Raw genomic sequence first — 13,614 nt, 5'->3', positions numbered from 1 at the left:
ACATCCAATGTCGATCAACCTGCACGGACGTTCGGTGCTTTCACTGGATGACCTTTCGGCCGAAGAGATCCGCTTTGTCCTGAAGCTGGCGGCTGACCTCAAGGTAGCCAAGCAAGCCGGGCACGAGATACCGCGCCTCGTTCGCAAGAACATCGCCCTCATCTTCGAAAAGGACTCGACGCGCACGCGGACGGGATTCGAAGTGGCCGCCTACGACCAGGGCGCCCACGTCACCTATTTCGGCCCCTCCGGCAGCCACATCGGGCACAAGGAGTCCATGAAGGACACGGCGCGCGTGCTGGGCCGCATGTATGACGCGATCGAATATCGCGGCTTTGCGCAACACCAGGCCGAGCTGCTTGCCGCGCATGCTGGCGTGCCGGTCTACAACGGCCTGACCGACGAGGCGCATCCTACGCAGATCCTCGCCGACTTCATGACCATGCGGGAATTCACGCACAAGCATTTGTCCGACATGACCGTCGCCTTCGTCGGCGAGGGTCGGGACAATGTCGCGCAGTCACTGGCATTGGGCGCCGCCAAAGTCGGCATCGATATGCGCATTGCCTCGCCGAGGGATCTCTGGCCGGACGAAGCATTTTGCACTCATGTCAAGGAGTTGACGGAGCGTGGCGGCGGTCGTTTCCGGCTGGACGAAGACGTTGCCGGTTGCGTCCGAGATGCCGACTTCATCTACACCGACGTCTGGATGTCGATGGGCGAGGACAAGTCCGGCTGGGCGGAGCGCATTCGCCTGTTGACGCCCTATCGGGTAACAAGTGACGTGATGGCGGCCAGCGGTAATCCGCACGCGAAATTCATGCACTGCCTGCCGGCATTCCACGACGCCGATACCGAAGTCGGAGCCTATATCTCGCGCGAGTTTGGCATCGACTGCATGGAGGTTACAGATCAGGTGTTCGAGTCGAGCGCCTCGATCGTTTTCGACCAAGCGGAGAACCGCATGCATACGATCAAGGCGCTGCTCGTCGCCACGATCGGCAACTGAGATGCTGATCGTTGCAGCCCTCGGCGGCAACGCGCTGTTGCGGCGCGGCGAACCGATGACCGCCGAAAATCAGCGCAAGAATGTGAAGCGCGCCGCCTCCGCCCTGGCGGCCTTGATGGAGGAAGGCCATTCGCTCGTCATCACACATGGCAACGGCCCGCAAGTCGGGCTGCTCGCGCTCCAATCGGCCGCCTCGCCGGAGGGCGCCTTCCCGCTCGACGTTCTCGGCGCCGAGAGCGCCGGTATGGTCGGCTACATGATCGAGCAGGAGCTTGCCAACCTCACCGGTCAAGGGTTGTTCGCAACCTTGCTGACCCAGGTAAAGGTCGACCCTCGCGATCCGGCCTTTGCGCATCCGACAAAACCGATAGGCCCCGTCTATGACGAAGCGACGGCGCGACGACTTGCGGGCGAACGTGGGTGGACGGTTGCACCTGACGGCGATAAATGGCGTCGCGTCGTGTCCTCGCCGCGGCCTCTCGATATCCTGGAGGTATCCGTGATCTCCTATCTGGTCGAGCACGGCGTCGTCGTGATCTGCACAGGTGGCGGCGGCGTCCCCGTGATGGCCCTCGATGACGGCAGCATGATCGGCGTCGAGGCTGTCATCGACAAAGATCTGGCAAGCTCGCTTCTAGCGCGCCAATTGAAGGCCGACATGCTGCTCATGCTGACGGATGTCGATGCGGTTTATGTCGGCTATGGCACACCGGAGGCTCGCGCGCTGCGAAATGTCGGAGCGACGGAACTTTCGGGGAAGGATTTTCCCGCCGGCTCGATGGGACCCAAGATCAGCGCCGCGATCGAGTTCATCCAGGCGACGGGCAATCCCTCGGCAATCGGCCGGCTCGAGGACGCGAAGGAGATCGTCAAGCGGCGTCGGGGCACCTGGTTCGAGCCCTAAGCCTCGATCGACTTCAGGAGATTTTCGCCACGCCGACAACGTAGTTCTTGCCATATGCCGCGGCGCATTTTGGGCAGGTCGTATAGAAGAAATATACGTCGCTGGCCTTGGGGTTGCGCTGGCGCGCGAGTTCAAGCATCTCCTCGTGCCAGCCCCTTACCTGCTTGAACGCCCCCTCGAACACCTTGGTAACGAAGTCGCCTGTCAGCGGGGTCATTTCCTCCTCGGGCACGGCTTTCGAAACCGAGAAAAGATGTTCGCTTGTCCATGCTGACAGATCTCGGCTGAGAACGATGTATTGGTCCTCGGCCGAAGCGCCGGCATCGTCGATGTGCTCGCTAACGCGGGCAAAAAACGTTGCCCATGTTCACCGGAACATGAATGACGCTGCGCGTTGTCGTTCTCACGAATGACTTGTCGGTGAAGTGCAAGTCCTGGTCGTCCCAGCCGTCCGGGTTGAACTTGGGGCAGCAGCCCGTCGTGTTCACGCTGGCATCGTAGTGCGGTGTCTCGTTCGTCTGCATGGCCGCCTCCTGAATTGAGAGCACATCAGACATCAGACCAGCTGACGAACCAGCCGTCATTGATTCCGGTCAACGCCGCCAAGAACCACGATTGATGCACATCGAAGCCGGTCCGCGGCTAGGCAGATCGGTCTGATAGCCTCGGAGACCAAGATGGCTCGCAATGGGCGGCCGCGCATTGATGAGGATCGAGGGCGGCGAGGTGAGCTATCGACCCCTGATCATCGGCCCAGGCTTTGGATATAGCCGATAATCGCCACGATCTGATCGGGAGAAGCCACGAGCTCGGGCATGTCCGGATGTCCGGTGGATATTCCCTCGGCCAGAGCTTCCTGAAGATCTTCGATTGGATACCGCAGGTGCAACAACCGGAAAGGCGGCGCGTCGGGATGGGTGCTCTCGCCGCCCGGACCGACCGAGTGACAGCGAGCGCAGTTTTTCTCGACCAGTTTTTTTCCATAAGCGATCTGCAAGTCTTCCCCGGCATAGGCTGCCTATGCAAGGCCGAGTGCGAGCACAAGCAATGGAATCGAGAGCGTTGGGCGGGATCGCATGGTCGACAGGCCTCGCTTGATCGCGTCAGTTCAAGGAGCGAGGGTGGCTGCGCGCATGTCGTCGATCGTGGCTTCGGCCTCTTCTCGAACCCGTCCCGCCGTTTCCGAAGCGAATTCGGCGCCCAAGGACGCAAACCTGGCGACTTCGCTGGTATAGTCGGACGTGGCGTTCTGGAAAAAGTTGACGAACACATCGTAGGTATCAACGAGCTCGTCCCGCCTCATCAGCATTTCGATTAGCCTCAGATCATCCCAAAAACGCCGACTGAGAAAGGACGCTCCTTCCATCTGCAAGCTGAACAGCGCACAGGTAGAATCCATCTGCAATGCCGCGGCGGCATGCAATAATTTCTGCCCTGTCTTGGCGAGCGGGGGCAGGTTTGGCGCGCTGAATTCTTCTGCCTTCCAGGTCATGACGAAGTTCCTTGATCTCTGCCTCCCACGTCAGCGCCTCATCTTCGGATTGTGCGGCCTTGAGCGGCGGCCGAAGACATAGTTCGCCGAAGGGGGCTTACGTCTTTTGGAGGACGCCCTTTCGAAGTAGATGCCGACCCCGGCGATCCAAGCGAGGCAAAGTAGGACGCCCCAAAAGAGAATGCCTCCGGCGGACATGAACTGATCCTTCTGTGGCTCTGATCGAACATGGCAAGGCCAATTCCGGCATGCATTGATCAAGATCAATCGGCCCCAGCGGCACAGACTGTGCCGACCTCTTCACCACGCCCTCCTTAGCGGTCGCTTTCCGACTTTGACGTCGATCAAGGCAGCGAAGGGCATTGCCGGGCACAACGTCGCCGGAGCTGTTGTCTTGCAAAAAGCGGAAATGAGGACGCGATGAAGGAACTGCCGCTTGCCGAAGTCTATCGGCTAATCGAGCCTGGTCCCGTTGTCCTATTGACCACCAGGTCAAAGCAAGGCCGCGCGAATGTCATGACCATGTCCTGGCACCTGATGATGGGAATAGCACCACCGACAATGGCCTGCGTCGTGTCGAGCGACGACTTCTCCTTCTTCGCCTTGCGTCAAACGAAGGAATGCGTGGTCGCGATTCCTGCCGTCGGTCTCGCGGAAAAAGTCGTCAAGGTTGGAAACTGCTCCGGACGCGACACTGACAAGTTCGCGACAGCCTGGCTGACGCCCCTTCCCGCCGAGCGCGTTTCGGCTCCCCTGATCGCCGAATGCTTCGCCAATCTCGAATGCCGCGTCATCGATACACGCCTGGTGAACAAATATAACCTGTTCGTCCTGGAGGTTCTGAAAGCCTGGATCGACCCGGTTCAGCCGAAACCGAAGACAATCCATCACGTCGGAAATGGCGCCTTCGTTGTGGACGGCGAAGTGGTCCATTTCGAATCCCGTATCCCCTGAGCCGCTGCAGCTATTTTGATCGACATCAAGGTGAGAACGTTCCTGCAATATTAGCTTCGGTGCACCGAACCTCTCAAACGGAAGCGCCGCCGATGAGCTACAGATCCATTCTCTTGAACCTCGGCATCGACGGTCCGATCGAACCGCTGACGCGTGTCGCTATCGGCCTGGCCAAACGTTTTGACGCGCGTCTGATCGGCATCTGCGCCGCCGATGCCCCGCTGCCGGCGACGATGGCGCCCGAGGGCGCTGCCATCGCGGCCGAACTCTGGGAGCAGTCGAGAGATGAAATCCGGCAAAGGCTTGGAAGCGTCCGGGGCGAATTCGAGAGTCTCGTCGCCGGAGCGGTCAAGACGGATTGGCACGGCGCAATCGAGAACCCGGATCATGCCGTGGTCAGGACTTCTCGTCTCGCCGACCTCGTCGTCACCGGCGCCCCGCATGGCGCATCCACCGGTGACTCCTACCGTACGGCCGATCCGGGCAGCCTGGTTTTGCGTGCCGGCAGACCGGTGCTGGTTGCTGCCCATGGCGCCGCGGACTTGCCGATGGGCAAGGTCGTGATCGCTTGGAAGGACACACGCGAAGCACGGCGTGCGGTGGCGGACGCTTTGCCGCTGTTGGCCATGGCTGGGGAGATCACCATCGTGGCGATCGATCGCAATCCGGATGATTGGATCAGGGATGGAGTCAAGGACGCTGCAAGCTTCCTGGCGGGCCACGGCATCAAAGCGCGGACCGAAGTCATCAAGACCGACGACGATGACGGCAACCGCCTCGTTGATTTCCTCGCCTCGGTCAGTGCGGAGCTGATCGTGTCGGGCGCGTACGGACACAGTCGGTTGCGGGAATGGGTGTTCGGCGGCGTTACGCGTTCTCTGCTCGACGAGGTCTGGCTCAATCGGCTCATGTCGAGCTGATGACGGACTCCTTAGTACATGTCGCCCAGAAGCGTGCTGCGGTTCTGGGACAACGACATGCATCAAAACAAAGACTTAAAGCGCGTCGCCTGACTTCGTTTCAGCGCGGCGCGCTTTAAGCGATCGAGATGGCTAACTTGATCGCCTCCACCGAATGCTTGACGAAGTCCTTGCCGATTTCGCCGATCAGTTTCGCGCTCAATGAAGGCTGGTAGTGCTTGCGCATTTCACCAAGTGTGCGGGGATCGGCGATCACCAGTATATGCTTGCAGGCTTGATCGAGGGCCTGATGGTTGAGATAGCCTGCGACCGATCCTGCAAAATCATCTTCACGCAGCCGGGACTCGTCCGGATTGGCGGTTGAACTGCGATGCCTGCCGCCGGAGCCGGCGTGAGCCGTTTCAAGGACGGAATCCTCGACTTCGATCAGATCGACACCAGGCTCGTGTCCTTTGTTGTGAAACAGCCGGAAACTCTCGCCATCCGTAACCGCGACAAGAGTGCCATTAGTCAGGATCATGTGTTTCTCCTAACTCGGATCAGCCGAGCGCTGCAGTGCCGTCCGATCATTTCATTGCTATTGCCGGGCAGGTAACTCCGGGCCGAGTTGCGTCGCTTTGACCTTGATCAAAGCCGGGCAAGGCCATGACCAGTCCCGTGATGGCGAAAGCTGCCGTGCGATGTGCGGGCTAGAGCAATTCCAGGAAAAGTGTGTAACGGTTTTCCGTCCGGAATTGCGTAAAAACAAAACCTAGAGCGGTTCTACGATTCCGTGAAACGCTGAACCGCTCTAAGTCGGGCAGAAGGCGGAATGCAGCGCCTCGATGACGGTAAGCACCTCCGGACGGGTTATCCGGTAGTGAACCGTCGTCCCTTCGCGGCGGGCCTCGACGAGCCCGTCGGCCCTCAGCCGCATAAGCTGTTGAGACATCGGCACCTGATCGATGTCCAGAAGCTCTCGCAGCTCAGCCACGGAGCGCTCTTCGTTGCCGAGCGCGCATAGCACGAGCAATCGCTGCGGATGCGACAGGCTCCGAAGCAGTTCCGCCGCCTTGTCCGAGGCCGGGATCATATCTCTTACATTCATACTATTGAATTTATAATCTTTGAATGTTAGATGCAAGCTCGCCATGCGGGCTCCGTCGAAGTCAGTACCTTACAATCGTGCCTGCCCGTTTGGAAATTGAGCCTGATCAACGCAGAACGCGACTTTCCCGCGCAGGATGCTGCGAAGATCGAACCAACGGGAGGATCATCATGTCCCACATCGTCGTCCTCGGAGCAGGTCTCGGCGGCACGATCATGGCATACGAAATGCGCGACAAGCTACGCAACGATGACCGGCTGACCGTCGTCACGCTCGGCACATCCTATTCCTTTGTGCCTTCCAATCCCTGGGTGGCAGTCGGGTGGCGGGAGCGTGATGACGTCACCGTCGATCTGGCGGATATCTTCAAGCGGCGCGGCATCGTTCTGCGTCCCGAGGGCGCGAAAAAGGTGCATCCGAAGGAAAACCGGATCGAGCTCAACGACGGCTCCTTCGTCGATTACGACTATCTGATCATCGCGACCGGCCCCGACCTTGCCTTCGATGAGGTGCCGGGTCTCGGACCTGCGGGCCATACACAGTCCATCTGTCATATCGACCACGCCGTCGCCACGCGGGCGCGGTTTGACGAGTTGGTCCGAAAGCCTGGGCCGGTCATCGTGGGCGCGGTACAAGGCGCGTCTTGCTACGGCCCGGCCTATGAATTCGCCTTCATCCTGGACACCGCCTTGCGCAGGGCCAAGGTGCGCGACCGTGTGCCGATGACCTTCGTGACGCCGGAGCCCTATATCGGCCATCTCGGGCTCGACGGGGTCGGCGACACCAAGGGCCTGCTCGAGAGCGCCATGCGCGACCGGCACATCAAGTGGATCACCAATGCCAAGGTGACTTCGGTCGATGCCGATATGATGCATGTCGAGGAAGTCAACGAGGATGGGACGACCAAGGCCAGGCACGACCTTCCCTTCGCCGTCTCGATGATGCTGCCTGCCTTCCGCGGTGTGGCGGCAGTCACCGGCGTTGAAGGCTTGGTCAACCCGCGCGGCTTTGTCACAATCGACAAATATCAGCGCAACCAGGCCCATCCCAACGTCTTCGCTATCGGCGTCTGCGTCGCAATCCCGCCGGTCGGCAAGACGCCGCTGCCCGTAGGCGTGCCGAAGACAGGCTTCATGATCGAATCCATGGTCACAGCCACCGCCGAGAACATCGGCGCGCTTCGCGCGGCGAGGAGCCGAGGGCGGTCGCTACATGGAATGCGGTCTGCCTCGCCGATTTCGGCGATGAAGGCATAGCCTTCATCGCGCAGCCGCAGATCCCTCCCCGCAACGTCAACTGGTCCTCGCAGGGCAAATGGGTCCACGCGGCGAAGGTCGGGTTCGAGAAATACTTCCTCCACAAGGTGCGGCAGGGAAAGAGCGAGACCTTCTATGAAGGGCTGGCGCTCGACGTTCTCGGCATCAAGAAGCTCAAGGCTGTCCACATCGAGCCGGCCGAATAGGCGCGGCGGTTTTCAGGAGAAAAGAATGATGACGATAGACAGGGCAGTTCTCATGTTCGCGGGCTTCATGGTGCTGATATCGCTCGCGCTCGGCATCTACTATTCGCCCTACTGGTTCCTGCTGACCGCTTTTGCCGGGCTCAACATGGTGCAGGCCTCGGTCACGGGCTTCTGCCCGGCGGCAATGGTCTTCAAGAAGCTCGGCTGCAAGACGGGCGTGGCGTTCAAATAACGGCACGTCATCGAGCAATTGGCTGCTGGCTGGGAGGCGCCTCAGTTGCCTCCCGGCCCATTTCAATCGACGAGACAGGCGCAATGAGAACCATACGATCGGCCTTCGCGAACATTCTTCTGATCGGCGCCGCCGGCTTTGTCGCTGTCGATGCACGCGCCGCCGAATTCATGGTCAAGGCCTCCACCGTCACCGAGATGAAGGCGGTCTATGGACAGGTCGAGAGCCGCACCATCCTTCCGGCCAGGGCGAGGATTTCGGGAACTGTCTCGTCCGTCCACGTCTCCGAAGGCGTCCACGTAAGCAAGGGCGACCTGATTGCCACGGTCGTCGACGACAAGCTCGCGCTGCAGCTCAGAGCCGCCGACGCCAAGATCGCGGCGCTGAATTCGCAACTCGATAGCGCCCGTACCGATCTGCAGCGCGCGCAAGACCTGCTCGCAAAGGGCGCCGCCGCTCAAAGCCGGGTCGACACCGCAAAGACCCAGTTCGATGTCGTCACGAACCAGCTGGCGGCTGCGATTGCCGAGAAGGCGGTCATCGAGCAGAGCACCAGAGAAGGCGATATCCTGGCTCCGGCCGACGGCCGGGTGCTGACCGTACCTGTGGCCGCAGGCTCGGTGATCATGGCGGGCGAGCCTGTCGCGCGGGTGGCGTCGGGTCAGTACTATCTGCGACTTTCCTTGCCGGAAAGGCACGCCGTCGAGATAACGGAAGGCGCTCGCGTCGACATCGGCGAACGCGGCACCGGCACCAATGCCGGCTTCGTCAAGGCCAGCGAGGGACGGATCGCCAAGGTCTATCCCGAGATCGAGAATGGTCGTGTGATTGCCGACGTCGAAGTCTCCGATATCGGGACCTATTTCGTCAATGAGCGCACGCTTGTGTCCATACCGGTTGCCAAGCGGACCATGCTGGGCGTTCCGTCCCAGGCGCTCAGGATCGTCCACGGCATAGACTACGTCACGGTCGAGACGGCCGACGGCCCGCTTGACGTCGCGGTCGTGCTGGGTGCGACATTCCAGGACGCCGGCCAGACGCGCATCGAGATCCTGAGCGGTCTTGCCGATGGCGACAAGGTCGTCCTGCCATGAAACTCGGCATCGCCGGCTGGCTTACCCGTTCCTTCATCGCATCGCCGCTGACGCCCCTGTTCCTGCTGGCTGCGCTGGCGCTTGGGCTTGTGGCCTTGGTCACGCTGCCGCGCGAGGAGGAGCCACAGATCTCCGTACCCATGGTCGACATCCACGTATCCGCGAATGGCCTGAAGGCCGAGGATGCCGTCAAGCTCGTTACCGAGCCGCTGGAGACGATCATCAAGGGCATAGACGGCGTGGAGCACGTCTACTCGCAGACGATGGATGACGGCGCGCTGGTGACCGCGCGCTTCAACGTCGGCACCAGCTCGGACGCCGCGATCCTGCGCGTGAACGACAAGGTCCGCGCCAACATGGATCGCATCCCTGTCGGGATTCCGGAGCCGCTGATCGTCGGGCGCGGCATCGATGACGTGGCCATAGTGGTGGTGACGCTGGCGCCGGCGCCGCAAGCGGCGGCGCGCTACTCCTCGGCGGACCTGACGCGTCTTGCGCATGAACTGCAGGTCGAGGTCGCAAAGCTTCCCGATATCGGCCTCACCTACATCGTCGGTGAGCAGCCGGAAGAGATCCAGGTGGAGCCGGATCCGGAAAAGCTCTCGCTCTACGGCATCACGCTGCAGCAGCTGACGGGCAAGATCGCGGGCGCCAACCGCTCCTTCCAGATCGGCACGGTTCGCGACGATGGCAATCAACGTGTGCTGGTAGCCGGCCAGACGCTGCAGACTTTGTCCGACATCGGCAACCTGCTGGTGACGGCTCGCGACGGCCGCCCGCTCTATGTGCGCGACGTCGCCAGCGTCGTGCTCTCGACGTCGCCGGCGGAGAACCGCGTCACCAACATCGTCAAGTCCGGCACGGGTCTCGATCGCACGCCGGCTGTGTCGGTTGCGATCGCCAAGCGACCAGGCACCAATGCGGTCGTCATCGCCGACACGATCGTCAAGCGCCTCGATCAGGTGCGCGGCCAGATCTTCCCGAAGGACGTCGAGATGCGCGTGACGCGCAACTACGGCGAGACGGCCAATGAGAAGGCCAACGAGTTGCTCTTCCATCTAGGCCTGGCGACCGTCTCCATCGTTCTCTTGGTCGCCGTCGCCATCGGCTGGCGGGAAGCCTTGGTGGTGGCCGTCGTGATACCTACGACGATCCTGCTGACCATGTTTGCATCGCGCATCATGGGCTACACGCTGAACCGGGTCAGCCTGTTCGCGCTGATCTTCTCCATCGGCATTCTCGTCGACGACGCAATCGTGATCATCGAAAACATCGCGCGCCACTGGGCGATGGACGATGGACGTTCGCGCAGCCAGGCAGCGACCGATGCAGTCGCCGAGGTCGGCAATCCCACCATCGTGGCGACGCTGACCGTGGTGGCTGCGCTGCTGCCCATGCTCTTCGTTTCCGGCCTCATGGGCCCCTATATGAGCCCGATCCCGGCCAACGCGTCGGCGGCGATGCTCTTCTCCTTCTTCGTCGCGGTGATGCTGACGCCGTGGCTGATGATGAAACTTGGCGGAAAGACCGGCACGCATGGCCATGCCGGCAGCGCGCATGGCGGCATGCTGGGACGGGTCTATGTCGCGGTGGCGCGGCCTATCTTGAAATCGCGGTTTCGGGCGTGGGCCTTCCTTCTGATCGTGGGCATCGCCACGATTGGATCCATGGCGCTGATCTACACCAAGCACGTGACGGTCAAGCTTCTGCCCTTCGACAACAAGACCGAGCTCCAGATTGTGGCGGACCTGCCCAGGGGCTCGTCGGTCGAGGACACCGACCGGCTGCTGCAGGCCGCTGTGAACCGGCTGGCCGCCGTGCCGGAAGTGGTTTCGTTCCAGACCTACGCAGGCGCTTCCGCGCCTTTCAACTTCAACGGCCTGGTGCGCCACTACTACCTGCGATCAAGCCCCGAACAGGGCGACATCACCGTCAATCTGCTTCCCAAGGGCGACCGCAGCCGCGCCAGCCATGCCATTGCGCTCGAGTTGCGCGATCGCTTGAGGGGAATGGCGATGCCGACCGGCACGGTGCTGAAGGTGGTCGAGCCGCCGCCCGGGCCGCCGGTGCTCGGCACGCTGCTGGCCGAAATCTACGGTCCGGATGCCGAGACCCGTCGCGCGGTCGCGGCCAAGGTACGCGAGACCTTCGCCAGCATTCCGTTCATCGTCGACGTCGACGACAGCTTCCACAACCAGCCGGAGCGGCTCCGGCTTTCGATCGACCAAGACAATCTGGAATATTACAAGGTCGAGCAGACGGATGTGTACGACACCCTGGGCTATCTCTTCGGCGGCACCACGGTCGGCTATTCGCATCGTGGCGGCGGACGCCTGCCGATCCCGATCCGCATCGCCTTGTCCAAGGCAAACGGCGTGGTCGATCAGCGCGCCCTGGCGACCCCTGTGGCCGCCAACGTTCTGCCCGGCGCGCGCGACGTTGTCGAGCTTGGCGACGTCGTGCGGATGAGCCGCGAACCGGCCTCCTACCCGATCTTCCGCCACAACGGGCGCCCGGCCGAGATGGTGATGGGCGAACTGGCGGGCGCGTTCGAGGCGCCGGTCTATGGCATGCTCGCCGTTGACGACGCGATTGCCAAGGCGGACTGGGGCAGCGTCCCCAAGCCGGCAATCGCGCTGCACGGCCAGCCGGACGACGAATCGAAGCCCACCCTATTGTGGGACGGCGAGTGGGAGGTGACCTGGGTGACGTTCCGCGACATGGGCGCCGCCTTCATGGTGGCCATCCTCGGCATCTACATCCTCGTTGTCGCGCAGTTCGGCTCCTTCAAGCTGCCGCTGGTGATCCTGACCCCCATCCCGCTCACGCTGATCGGCATCATGCTTGGCCACTGGGCCTTCGCCGCACCCTTCACGGCCACCTCGATGATCGGCTTCATCGCGCTCGCCGGCATCATAGTGCGCAACTCGATCCTGCTGGTGGATTTCATCCGGCACGCCAGGGGCATCGACGGACCGCTCGTTCACGTGCTGCTCAAGGCCGGCGCGATCCGCTTCAAGCCGATCCTGCTCACCGCGCTCGCAGCGATGATCGGCGCCGCGGTGATCCTGACCGATCCGATCTTCCAGGGCCTCGCCATATCCCTGCTGTTCGGCCTCGCCTCCTCGACGCTGCTGACCGTGCTTGTCATTCCGGCGATCTACGTGGCATTGCGCGGTGGGCCGCCCGCCGATGTCGGGCACAGCGAAGCAGCACCGCTGACTAAGTGAGCCCGAGCCGGCAAATCGTTAATTGGCGAATGTGCCATCCGCGGCGCGTGCCAAGGCCGCGAGAGGAAATCGCGCCGGTTTTCAGGCAAGGCGAAAGCCTGAGGCGCCGAAGGCGAGGTAGCGGCCGTTTATCAAGGGGATCTTGAGGAGAGGGCCGGCGATGTCCCGATCCTGTATCGGTGGGCCTGCGACATATGAATGCCCCTTCAATATGGTCTGCCAGATTGTTGGAAAGTCCGCGCCTCTGTTTCGGCTCAGATTGCACTCCCTGACGAGCTTTGACACGATGTCGGCCATCGGTGACCACTTCGATAAACTGCTGGTTTAGCAGTAGAAAATCCCATGTTCTCAGCCGCCTGCATTTGACCAAGATCAATTAACCGGAACTTTTCTTCGGTCATTGGTCAGAACAGCGCGACGTCGGAAAACGTCTCGCCGGGATCAAACCCGGAACCGTCAACTGCGCCCCGCTGGTGCCGTTCAGGACAATGCGCGGCGCCAGCGAATGCCATATGTGCGGGCGCTGCAGCGGTTTTCGCGGGGCGATCCGCCTGGCGCGCCGTTCGCCGAACCACGAGATCGTTCACGTCGCCGGGAATCTTGCAAAGCCCTGGGAGACCATCCTCATCGTTTTCGGACTCATGGGTCTCGCCGTCGGCGCATTTTCAATGGTCGTCCAGTCCCTGGTTCGTCTCCGCGAAACAATGGATGGCGGAACGGCTGATTGAAAACGGAGTGACCTGGCCGCTCGAAGCCACCGCGCCCTGGTGGATACTTACGAACTACGCTCAGAGGAGCGATGTGATGACGCTCCTCGACGGGGCGCTGCTCGTTGCCTACGTGCTTGCGGCGGCCCTCGCCTGCGGCACGCTGACGGTATCGATGCTGACCCTTGCCACACGCAGCCTCGGTTCCTGGCAGGCAGCGAGATTCCATCATCTCGCCCAGTCGTTGATACCCCTGGCCGGCGCCAGCGTCTCTCTGCTTGTCCGCACTCACGGTTAGCCAACTCCGCCGCTCGGACGGGATCGACCTGCCCTGTGTCGGCCAACTACGCGTCACGATGCTCTCGCTGGCGGTGGTCTGGTCTGGCGCGCTGTGCTGGCAAGTGCCGGAACTCTACAGCCAAAGCCTTGCCCGTCGGGTGCTCGCCCTGTTCTTCATTGGGCTGGCAATGATGGTCACCGTGGCCAGCTGGCTTCTGCTTTTCTGGATCTGGTGAATCGCAGT

At 61.6% G+C, this 13,614-nt stretch carries 16 protein-coding genes and 1 pseudogene; 11 read left to right on the top strand and 6 right to left on the bottom strand.

The genetic code is table 11. The annotated features are described in order from the left end of the window. Nucleotides 1-7: 7 nt before the first annotated feature. Together argF and arcC are read left to right on the top strand one after the other, a co-directional pair. Nucleotides 8-1,009: an ornithine carbamoyltransferase gene (gene argF / locus ACVDG8_RS27315; protein WP_447251208.1), complete on the top strand. Its 1,002-nt coding sequence runs from the start codon at nt 8-10 to the stop codon at nt 1,007-1,009. 1 nt (nt 1,010) lies between these two features. Continuing rightward, nucleotides 1,011-1,913, top strand: a complete 903-nt coding sequence (gene arcC, locus ACVDG8_RS27310; protein ID WP_447251207.1) for a carbamate kinase — start codon at nt 1,011-1,013, stop codon at nt 1,911-1,913. Between the two features lie 13 nt (nt 1,914-1,926). Here the strand turns inward: arcC and ACVDG8_RS27305 are convergent, their stop codons facing one another. The 4 genes from ACVDG8_RS27305 to ACVDG8_RS27290 form a co-directional block, all read right to left on the bottom strand. Next, nucleotides 1,927-2,244, bottom strand: a complete 318-nt coding sequence (locus ACVDG8_RS27305; protein ID WP_447257109.1) for a hydrolase — start codon at nt 2,242-2,244, stop codon at nt 1,927-1,929. A gap of 7 nt (nt 2,245-2,251) precedes the next feature. Then, entirely contained in the window at nt 2,252-2,437 is a 186-nt protein-coding gene (locus ACVDG8_RS27300; RefSeq protein ID WP_447251206.1) for a hydrolase, read from the bottom strand. A 221-nt stretch (nt 2,438-2,658) separates the two neighbouring features. Further along, nucleotides 2,659-2,910: a c-type cytochrome gene (locus ACVDG8_RS27295; RefSeq protein ID WP_447251205.1), complete on the bottom strand. Its 252-nt coding sequence runs from the start codon at nt 2,908-2,910 to the stop codon at nt 2,659-2,661. Between the two features lie 111 nt (nt 2,911-3,021). After that, nucleotides 3,022-3,405: a phasin family protein gene (locus ACVDG8_RS27290; RefSeq protein WP_447251204.1), complete on the bottom strand. Its 384-nt coding sequence runs from the start codon at nt 3,403-3,405 to the stop codon at nt 3,022-3,024. 420 nt (nt 3,406-3,825) lie between these two features. On the opposite strand from ACVDG8_RS27290, the gene ACVDG8_RS27285 reads away from it, so the two are divergent. Further along, nucleotides 3,826-4,359, top strand: coding sequence for a flavin reductase family protein (locus ACVDG8_RS27285; RefSeq protein ID WP_447251203.1), 534 nt, complete (start codon nt 3,826-3,828; stop codon nt 4,357-4,359). A 113-nt stretch (nt 4,360-4,472) separates the two neighbouring features. Further along, nucleotides 4,473-5,279 carry a universal stress protein gene (locus tag ACVDG8_RS27280; protein ID WP_447251202.1) on the top strand — a complete coding sequence of 269 codons (807 nt, stop codon included), beginning with the start codon at nt 4,473-4,475 and terminating at the stop codon, nt 5,277-5,279. 115 nt (nt 5,280-5,394) lie between these two features. On the opposite strand, the gene ACVDG8_RS27275 is transcribed toward ACVDG8_RS27280, so the two are convergent. Both ACVDG8_RS27275 and ACVDG8_RS27270 read right to left on the bottom strand, forming a co-directional pair. Then, entirely contained in the window at nt 5,395-5,799 is a 405-nt protein-coding gene (locus tag ACVDG8_RS27275) for a host attachment family protein (protein ID WP_447251201.1), read from the bottom strand. A gap of 270 nt (nt 5,800-6,069) precedes the next feature. After that, entirely contained in the window at nt 6,070-6,351 is a 282-nt protein-coding gene (locus tag ACVDG8_RS27270) for an ArsR/SmtB family transcription factor (protein WP_455707299.1), read from the bottom strand. A 185-nt stretch (nt 6,352-6,536) separates the two neighbouring features. Here ACVDG8_RS27270 and ACVDG8_RS27265 point away from each other — a divergent pair. The 7 genes and pseudogenes from ACVDG8_RS27265 to ACVDG8_RS27235 all read left to right on the top strand — a co-directional run bounded on the left by ACVDG8_RS27265 (nt 6,537) and on the right by ACVDG8_RS27235 (nt 13,606). Next, a pseudogene (locus tag ACVDG8_RS27265) lies at nt 6,537-7,828 on the top strand (NAD(P)/FAD-dependent oxidoreductase). A 28-nt stretch (nt 7,829-7,856) separates the two neighbouring features. Beyond that, nucleotides 7,857-8,060 (top strand): YgaP family membrane protein, encoded by a 204-nt coding sequence (locus tag ACVDG8_RS27260; protein WP_447257108.1) that lies wholly within the window; start codon nt 7,857-7,859, stop codon nt 8,058-8,060. Nucleotides 8,061-8,143: 83 nt separating this feature from the next. Then, on the top strand, nt 8,144-9,154 hold the full coding sequence (locus ACVDG8_RS27255) for an efflux RND transporter periplasmic adaptor subunit (protein ID WP_447251198.1): 1,011 nt from the start codon (nt 8,144-8,146) through the stop codon (nt 9,152-9,154). Further along, nucleotides 9,151-12,384 carry an efflux RND transporter permease subunit gene (locus ACVDG8_RS27250; protein ID WP_447251197.1) on the top strand — a complete coding sequence of 1,078 codons (3,234 nt, stop codon included), beginning with the start codon at nt 9,151-9,153 and terminating at the stop codon, nt 12,382-12,384. The genes ACVDG8_RS27255 and ACVDG8_RS27250 overlap by 4 nt, the downstream gene beginning before the upstream one ends. A gap of 488 nt (nt 12,385-12,872) precedes the next feature. Further along, nucleotides 12,873-13,112 (top strand): hypothetical protein, encoded by a 240-nt coding sequence (locus tag ACVDG8_RS27245; RefSeq protein WP_447251196.1) that lies wholly within the window; start codon nt 12,873-12,875, stop codon nt 13,110-13,112. Between the two features lie 76 nt (nt 13,113-13,188). After that, nucleotides 13,189-13,389 (top strand): hypothetical protein, encoded by a 201-nt coding sequence (locus tag ACVDG8_RS27240; protein ID WP_455707298.1) that lies wholly within the window; start codon nt 13,189-13,191, stop codon nt 13,387-13,389. Further along, nucleotides 13,370-13,606, top strand: coding sequence for a hypothetical protein (locus tag ACVDG8_RS27235; RefSeq protein WP_455707297.1), 237 nt, complete (start codon nt 13,370-13,372; stop codon nt 13,604-13,606). The genes ACVDG8_RS27240 and ACVDG8_RS27235 overlap by 20 nt, the downstream gene beginning before the upstream one ends. Nucleotides 13,607-13,614: the final 8 nt, after the last annotated feature.

It is taken from the genome of Mesorhizobium sp. ORM8.1, assembly GCF_053005525.2.
This window is presented reverse-complemented; position numbering and strand designations above follow the sequence as displayed.

What these genes read in the sequence shown, in the direction of transcription:
- ACVDG8_RS27270 (WP_455707299.1), bottom strand. Translation starts at nt 6,351, where the DNA reads ATGATCCCGGCCTCGGACAAGGCGGCGGAACTGCTTCGGAGCCTGTCG.
- ACVDG8_RS27260 (WP_447257108.1), top strand. Translation starts at nt 7,857, where the DNA reads ATGACGATAGACAGGGCAGTTCTCATGTTCGCGGGCTTCATGGTGCTG.
- ACVDG8_RS27290 (WP_447251204.1), bottom strand. Translation starts at nt 3,405, where the DNA reads ATGACCTGGAAGGCAGAAGAATTCAGCGCGCCAAACCTGCCCCCGCTC.
- ACVDG8_RS27240 (WP_455707298.1), top strand. Translation starts at nt 13,189, where the DNA reads ATGACGCTCCTCGACGGGGCGCTGCTCGTTGCCTACGTGCTTGCGGCG.
- arcC (WP_447251207.1), top strand. Translation starts at nt 1,011, where the DNA reads ATGCTGATCGTTGCAGCCCTCGGCGGCAACGCGCTGTTGCGGCGCGGC.
- ACVDG8_RS27300 (WP_447251206.1), bottom strand. Translation starts at nt 2,437, where the DNA reads ATGCAGACGAACGAGACACCGCACTACGATGCCAGCGTGAACACGACG.
- ACVDG8_RS27285 (WP_447251203.1), top strand. Translation starts at nt 3,826, where the DNA reads ATGAAGGAACTGCCGCTTGCCGAAGTCTATCGGCTAATCGAGCCTGGT.
- ACVDG8_RS27250 (WP_447251197.1), top strand. Translation starts at nt 9,151, where the DNA reads ATGAAACTCGGCATCGCCGGCTGGCTTACCCGTTCCTTCATCGCATCG.
- ACVDG8_RS27245 (WP_447251196.1), top strand. Translation starts at nt 12,873, where the DNA reads ATGCGCGGCGCCAGCGAATGCCATATGTGCGGGCGCTGCAGCGGTTTT.
- argF (WP_447251208.1), top strand. Translation starts at nt 8, where the DNA reads ATGTCGATCAACCTGCACGGACGTTCGGTGCTTTCACTGGATGACCTT.
- ACVDG8_RS27255 (WP_447251198.1), top strand. Translation starts at nt 8,144, where the DNA reads ATGAGAACCATACGATCGGCCTTCGCGAACATTCTTCTGATCGGCGCC.
- ACVDG8_RS27275 (WP_447251201.1), bottom strand. Translation starts at nt 5,799, where the DNA reads ATGATCCTGACTAATGGCACTCTTGTCGCGGTTACGGATGGCGAGAGT.